Raw genomic sequence first — 6,289 nt, 5'->3', positions numbered from 1 at the left:
GATTCGGCATCACTACTATCCCGAAGAAAATCTAAAGGATTGCAGACTTCAGATTCAGGGAATCCCGGTGCAAAGATGTGAACATCATAGCCCTTATATTTGGCATAGGCAGCAACTTTCGCTTGAGAAGGATACTTAAAGTCGTAAACTATACATGGAAATTCCTGATCAATTGCCGAGTAAATCATCGGGTTAATGGCGCTGAATGTTTTACCACTACCGGGAGCGCCGATGACTGCTGTTCCTCGTTGCACATCAGGGATATAGAAAGTAACGCCACCACCTTTTTCCTGATGCTTACCAATGTAAAGCGCCGCACTATCACATTGGGGATTGGCGATTTGCAAGATGGCCTTTTTCTGAGCAGTAGCAGTTTCTTTACCACCACCCCAATAACTAGTGGCTATTTTCTTTTTGTTAGAGTCGCCAAAAAACACCCTCATCAAAATATAAGCACCGAGTAAGGACAAGACTGTTAGTCCATTAAGGGTGAAAAGAGAGTGAGTGTACTTGCCAATTGCGTCTAAAGGATTTTGTAATTGCTCAAATCGAAATCCTTGAGGATTAGCGCTATTTATTTGGAAAGATTTGCTCATTTTAAGGTAGAGAATTAGGTTCACCAAGAACGATAGGGTCTTTTTCCTGGTACTCAATAAAAGGTACAGGCCCTATGAAGTATGGACTGCAAGTACGACCAATGAAAGGGATAGTTTTACAGATACGGAAGAACATAGTAGTTTCCACCTTTCCACTGCCTTCATAAATATTCCAAACAACTTGCTTAAAGCTGGAGCCAAAGGGGTTTCGACCAGTAGGCTCTTTACCATCATTAAGAGCTTTTAAAATGCCAAATCCACCATTAACCTTTTGGAATTTCCCAGATATCCACTGTGTTCCAGTAGTCTCACCAATGCCTTCCATTTCCGCATGAGCGCAATTGTTTTGTAGACAGGGAACATTAAAGCCATCTTGATAGCTACCAGATATGGAACGGGTACGGTTAGCCTCAATATCTCCCAATGGCAGATCAACTTTGGCAACAAATGAAAGGTCGAGTCTTTCCAGCCCTGGCAAATTATCCCAGGTGAGGGTGGACAATCCAGGTACTCCATTAATTTTGGAGTCTTGCCAATTCTCAAATCTATTAATAGATGTGTTTTCAATGTCGGAAATAGATGTTAGTGAGTAATTTTTAAAATTTATTACTCTTCCTAATTGAACGTTACGTAAACGAGAATTTCGGCTGGCGTTACCTATTGTGCCTCCAGTAATTCCAAATCTTCTCAAGAAATCTCTGACAGGTTCAACACTTCTGACATTTCTATTACCTAAACCAGGGATCGCTTCGGTTAAGGATGGTAAAGTTTGCCATTGAGTTAATTGAAAATCATCTAATGTTAACCCACTTAAATTGATTCCTTGTACTGAAGCTATGGTTGATAGATTTAAATTTTCTATTGCTAATTGAGGTGTTTCAAAATCCCCTAGTTCCATAAACTCGCTAATGCTTTGTCCTGCCGTCCAGGTTCTACTTTCTGTACCTCTTGTGCCTGGGTAGGTAACACTGCCACTAAGAGAAATAATCATGTCGCTGAATTTCAAACGCGACCAATCAGGAGTAAACCCATTAGGGGAATTGATAACGGGTACTTGTGCAGAAGCCTTGGGCATGATTAACCCTATGGTTTGATTGAGTAGCCCGTACTTGATAAAACTATGAATGAATAAGCTACCTACTAAACCCAAAAAAATGAAGTAACGTAAGGCGTTATCATTGGGTCGTAAAGATGATTTCATAAGCCATTACCGCCGTGTTAAATTATCAGAACTCTTACTCAAAGCAATTAATTTGTTTTGACTAAGATTTTGACTAACTTGACCAAAAAAACCTGACATTAACGCACCAGTAATATTGCGCTGATTGCCACTACTACGTGTGCGAATCCTGCCTGTGGATTCATCAAGAATTTCTTCTTCACTAGAGTTGTCGGGAAATAAAAGATGAGTGAGGCAATGTTGCAATGTTGGTCTTGCAATTGGGATTTTCTTAAGCAGCCATCAAGTAGAAGTTCCATAATCCTGCTGCGGTCAGCATTAAATGGTCATCAAAGTTTTCAATCCGATTACGATAAATTACACTGACGGCGTTGTAGCGCTTCACACCAGCAAAGGCATTTTCGCAAACTACACGGGATTGACTCAATTGCCGATTCTCTGTTTTTTGAAGCTCACTTAACTCACCCCCCTTGGGCTTTTTGTGGGGGAGATAGAGATTGTCATACTGCTTCTGTACTCCCTGAAAGCCCGAGTCTACCTCAATCGGAATTTCATCAGGCATACTACCTGCAATGTCATCTTCGTCATGAAAACGTTTATCATGCAGTTTGCCTTCTCGTGCCAAGCTTTTGATCAAAACTCGTTTGGTTTCATCAACTGCCGCCAAGTGTTTACGCGTGTGACGTTTCTTTTTACCGGAATAGTTCTGTTTTTGTTGTTCAGGGTCTTGAGGTCTGGCAATTGGGCGCTCTGTCCCATCAATCATCACCCGTTGGACTCCTGGAAATCGTGACAAAAATGCTTCAATGCTTTCGAGATGGCGTTCCGGTAGCGCCATCTTCTGTCCTAAAGCCGCTTCTAAGATTGGCTGCAATCGATGCATCCACTCATGTGCCTGGGAGCGATGTATATCAAAGAGCAGTCCCGCCACATCAAAGGTCGGATAACATTTGAAATAGAACAGGATGAAAAATAATTTGTCTTGGGCTGTAAGCAAGCGGGCTTTGCGTCCTCCACCCAGGGCACGTTGACGAGGCTTGGTCTGTTGAATATCAAGGTACATCGTGGTAAAGGTGGGCAAAATGGTAAAGCATATCTTTTGCCTTTTCGGATTTTGGATTTTGCGAAAAGTTGCGTGCGGTGAGGGGGTCGCAATCTCAATACTTCTTGGTTAGGGTCGAAATTGGAATAAAGTGATAATTGTGCCCTACATCTTCTACGTAGCTGCGGGCAGTTTCATTTGTGAAACCTTTGATGTTATCGGTCTGAACAGAGTTTCAAAAACACTACTAAAACTGGTCAAACGCATCATCCAAAGTAGCGATTGCGCTGTCTTCGCACAGCTCCCAGCTGCTCGTAGGCTATGGAGTGGGGCAGTGGCAGGTCTGAGTTAACTTTAAGAGCGGGTGTAAATCTGTGGCTTGCGATTGGGTGGTAGCGATGTAACTTTACGAACGCAAGGGAAATACTAGAGAAAATCTTTGGATGTGATGGACACAGTTACTCCAAGCGCTTTGTTCAAAGCTTCAGTCGCTTTGTCGTGACGAGAGTTGCCAAAAAGTGGCTCAAAGAAATTAGCAATGGCAGAAAGTATAGATTGACTGACTCCTGGCTCTGCTAAATCGTTTGAAGCGTATACTTTGGCTATCGCAATCAATGCCTCAGCTTTATAAATTTTGTTGTTCATGGATTGAGTTACTTCAAGCGCTTGGTCAAGTTGTCCTTGCTTGGCAAATCCACTCGCAATGTTAGGGAATATGGATTCGTCTATGACGGGTTGCTCCCTCACTAGTTGCAAAGCTCGGTCGAGTTGCCCTACATTTACATAGCTGCGGGCAATTTCGTTTGTGAAGCCTTTGATGTTTTCGGTCTGAACGATTTGTAGCGCCATCTGAGGTTGCCTGGCTTTGAGATAACCGAGTGCTAGCTCTGAAGCAATACCTTTGATTTGCTTAGTTTGAACCAAATTCCAGGCTTGAGCGGGCTGGTTGAGGGTGAGATAATATCTAGCAATCTGGAGCAATGCATAATTGCTGTTGCTGATTGATTGCGCTAACTTCACGCCTTCCTCCACATTTCCTGCCTGCACGTAAACGAGCGCAATTTTCTGCAATGCTACATCTCGCTTTCCTATCGGCACAATTGAGCGGGCAATTTCCAGGGCTTGCTCAAAGTCATCAAGTTTTGCATATCCTTCAGCAACTCTGCCCAAAGCATCAGATGAGCTTTCGCTTACGTCTAAGGGAATGAGCTGTGCAGCAGTCCGAGCTTGGGCCAGTATTGCAACTGCCTGGTTTTTCTGCTCCAGTACGGCATACTCAAGTGCAACGTCAATTAGCTGAATTATTTTACCCAACGCAAACTGCTGGCTAGTAAGCGTCCGAATTTGGGGCAAGGCTTGCTCAAGAATCTTGAGCGCACGACGTTTTTCGTTGATGAGTGCGAATTGTTTTGCAATTCTCAGCATTTGCTGACTCTGTATGATCCCATTTTCTCCTTGAGTTGAGCTAATCGCAGTGTTACTCTCTAACGCCTGCTCTAGCAATAATACTACCTCCTGTCTTGCTTCAACTTGACCGAGCCGTTCACTCATGTTAATAAAAAACTGGGTTCTGTAATAGGGATTGTCGATACGTTGGACTAGCTCGACAGACTGATTCAAGATTTGAGTTGCTTGCTGAGAATGACCAGCAATAAATAACTGAACTGCTATTTCGTTAAGCGTCAGCGGCTCGCCCATTCTACCACTGCTGATTTGAAGCGCCCAATCAACGTGTCCTGCGGCGGCGTACTCTTTGGCACGGTTAAGCAATGATTCGACAGGAGAAGTCGCACTGCGACTACAGCCCGTTTCAGTTTGGGTTTGAGCAGTTTGGATGGCGCTTGCAAAAAGTTGTTTGCTTTTTTCTTTTTCCCCAATTAGAAAATAGCTGCCTGCCACTCTTGCTAACGGGTTGGCTTTGAAGCACTGGTTGCTCATCGCTGCTATGGACTCGAGAGCTTTCACTAATACTTTGCTCGCCCGTTCAGTTTCTTTAATCTGAGCGTACTGATAAGCAATTTCAGCTAGAAGTCCTGCTTTGATATCCGTAGCTTGTGTTGCCATCGCTCCACTGGTTGAAGAAAAAACAACCATCAAGGTCATAGCTGCAAGTCCTGTGAATCGCTTCGTGTTTTGAGACATATTTTGCTTGCTTTAGTGTCGAGCCTAGTTTTGATATCTAACTAATAATTTGGCATAACAGATACTCAGTAAACCAAAATTATTAAACCTTAATGCTCCTAAAAAATTTTCTAGAGGTATGTATGAAGATCAAGTTTACTAAATTCAATTGGCAATACTTGCTGATTATACAACTCTTGCAAGGCTCACTCCGATTGCGCTTTGCTTAACAATATTTACCAAAAATACAAGCTCCTTTCAAATGTTCTAAAGTTCATATAAATGATTTATCAGTGAAGTTTTGGACTATAAGTAAATACTCTGAGGAGGGATGTGCTAAAAATAGTTTTACGGCAAGTATGCTGTGGTTAACATCTATATATTTGTTAAGTATTGCACAAGGCATTTAAAGTCTAGATAATTCATTGAATTTGGTTAATAGAGCAAGTCATGAACAAAAAATGGGCTATCAAACGAATTACAATAAATCTCGCATCAGTTGAAAGCGAAAAACTTGAAAAATATTGTGCAAGTACGGGTAGACCTGCAACTGATGTGATTCGGGAGTTAATTCGCTCTTTGGTAATAACCCAGCAAGAAACGCCTGAAGAGCCTACATAATGAAGGCTAACGGAAGTTGTAGACAACCAGTCTATCTTCTGCTCTTTGTTAACCAAAATACCTAACAAAGTTTAGCGCAATATACACAATGCGTGTGCGCTAAGTCTTCATTATTTTATCAATGCTGCAAAATAGCCGAAAGCAATGCATACATCCATAAATTATTGTATTGCTCTCTCTCTACTTCCTGACTCACCAGCCAAAATTAGCACTATTTTACTTGCGCCTTGCATTAAATTCTCTATTTTTCTTAAATGGCTAAAGGTTTACCTCTATGCATTGTATTTTTAATAATATCAGGTAAAAATTATGATTCCATTTGCGTTAATATTTGATAATTCTGTTTTAAATATTAGACCTGATTCCCGAAACTGTAATTACTATGTCTAATACCTCTACTTCCAACCGTTTTCATATGTCAGTTATAGATGATCCCCATAATGCTGCTAAAGCTAAACTTCCAGTTCACCCTTGTGTACTCAGTAAAGCCAAGCGGATGATTGATATCTTAGGTGCTGTTGTAGGGCTATCGATTACACTAATTGTAGTAATTCCTATTGCGATCGCTATTGAGTTAGATAGCCCAGGCCCTATCTTTTATAGTCAAGTTCGCTGTGGTCTGAATGGACGTTACTTCCGAATTTGGAAATTTCGCTCGATGTCAGTCGGAGCTGACCAACTTAAGCATTTAGTTAAGAATGAAGCTCAAAGCGATCAGATATTCAAAAA

General features: G+C 41.7%; 7 protein-coding genes. 2 read left to right on the top strand and 5 right to left on the bottom strand.

Annotation, left to right across the window (positions count from 1 at the left end):
- The 5 genes from H6G26_RS37040 to H6G26_RS37020 form a co-directional block, all read right to left on the bottom strand.
- Positions 1-596, bottom strand: a 596-nt coding sequence (locus H6G26_RS37040) for a type IV secretory system conjugative DNA transfer family protein (RefSeq protein WP_190736521.1), incomplete at its 3' end; no start/stop codon positions are given.
- A 1-nt stretch (position 597) separates the two neighbouring features.
- The gene (locus H6G26_RS37035; protein WP_190736519.1) at positions 598-1,797 is read right to left on the bottom strand and encodes a hypothetical protein; all 1,200 of its coding nucleotides are present in this window, start codon (positions 1,795-1,797) and stop codon (positions 598-600) included.
- A 6-nt stretch (positions 1,798-1,803) separates the two neighbouring features.
- Positions 1,804-2,022, bottom strand: coding sequence for a hypothetical protein (locus tag H6G26_RS37030; protein ID WP_242054221.1), 219 nt, complete (start codon positions 2,020-2,022; stop codon positions 1,804-1,806).
- A 25-nt stretch (positions 2,023-2,047) separates the two neighbouring features.
- Positions 2,048-2,857: a transposase gene (locus H6G26_RS37025; RefSeq protein ID WP_242054220.1), complete on the bottom strand. Its 810-nt coding sequence runs from the start codon at positions 2,855-2,857 to the stop codon at positions 2,048-2,050.
- Positions 2,858-3,244: 387 nt separating this feature from the next.
- Positions 3,245-4,960: a hypothetical protein gene (locus H6G26_RS37020; protein ID WP_190736517.1), complete on the bottom strand. Its 1,716-nt coding sequence runs from the start codon at positions 4,958-4,960 to the stop codon at positions 3,245-3,247.
- A gap of 429 nt (positions 4,961-5,389) precedes the next feature.
- Here H6G26_RS37020 and H6G26_RS37015 point away from each other — a divergent pair, with 429 nt between their 5' ends.
- Entirely contained in the window at positions 5,390-5,560 is a 171-nt protein-coding gene (locus H6G26_RS37015) for a CopG family transcriptional regulator (RefSeq protein ID WP_190736515.1), read from the top strand.
- Between the two features lie 382 nt (positions 5,561-5,942).
- On the top strand, positions 5,943-6,289 hold a 347-nt coding region (locus tag H6G26_RS37010; protein WP_190736513.1), incomplete at its 3' end, for a sugar transferase.

The sequence above is a fragment of the Nostoc sp. FACHB-888 genome (assembly GCF_014696655.1).
In the GTDB taxonomy this organism is placed as follows: domain Bacteria; phylum Cyanobacteriota; class Cyanobacteriia; order Cyanobacteriales; family Nostocaceae; genus Nostoc.
This window is presented reverse-complemented; position numbering and strand designations above follow the sequence as displayed.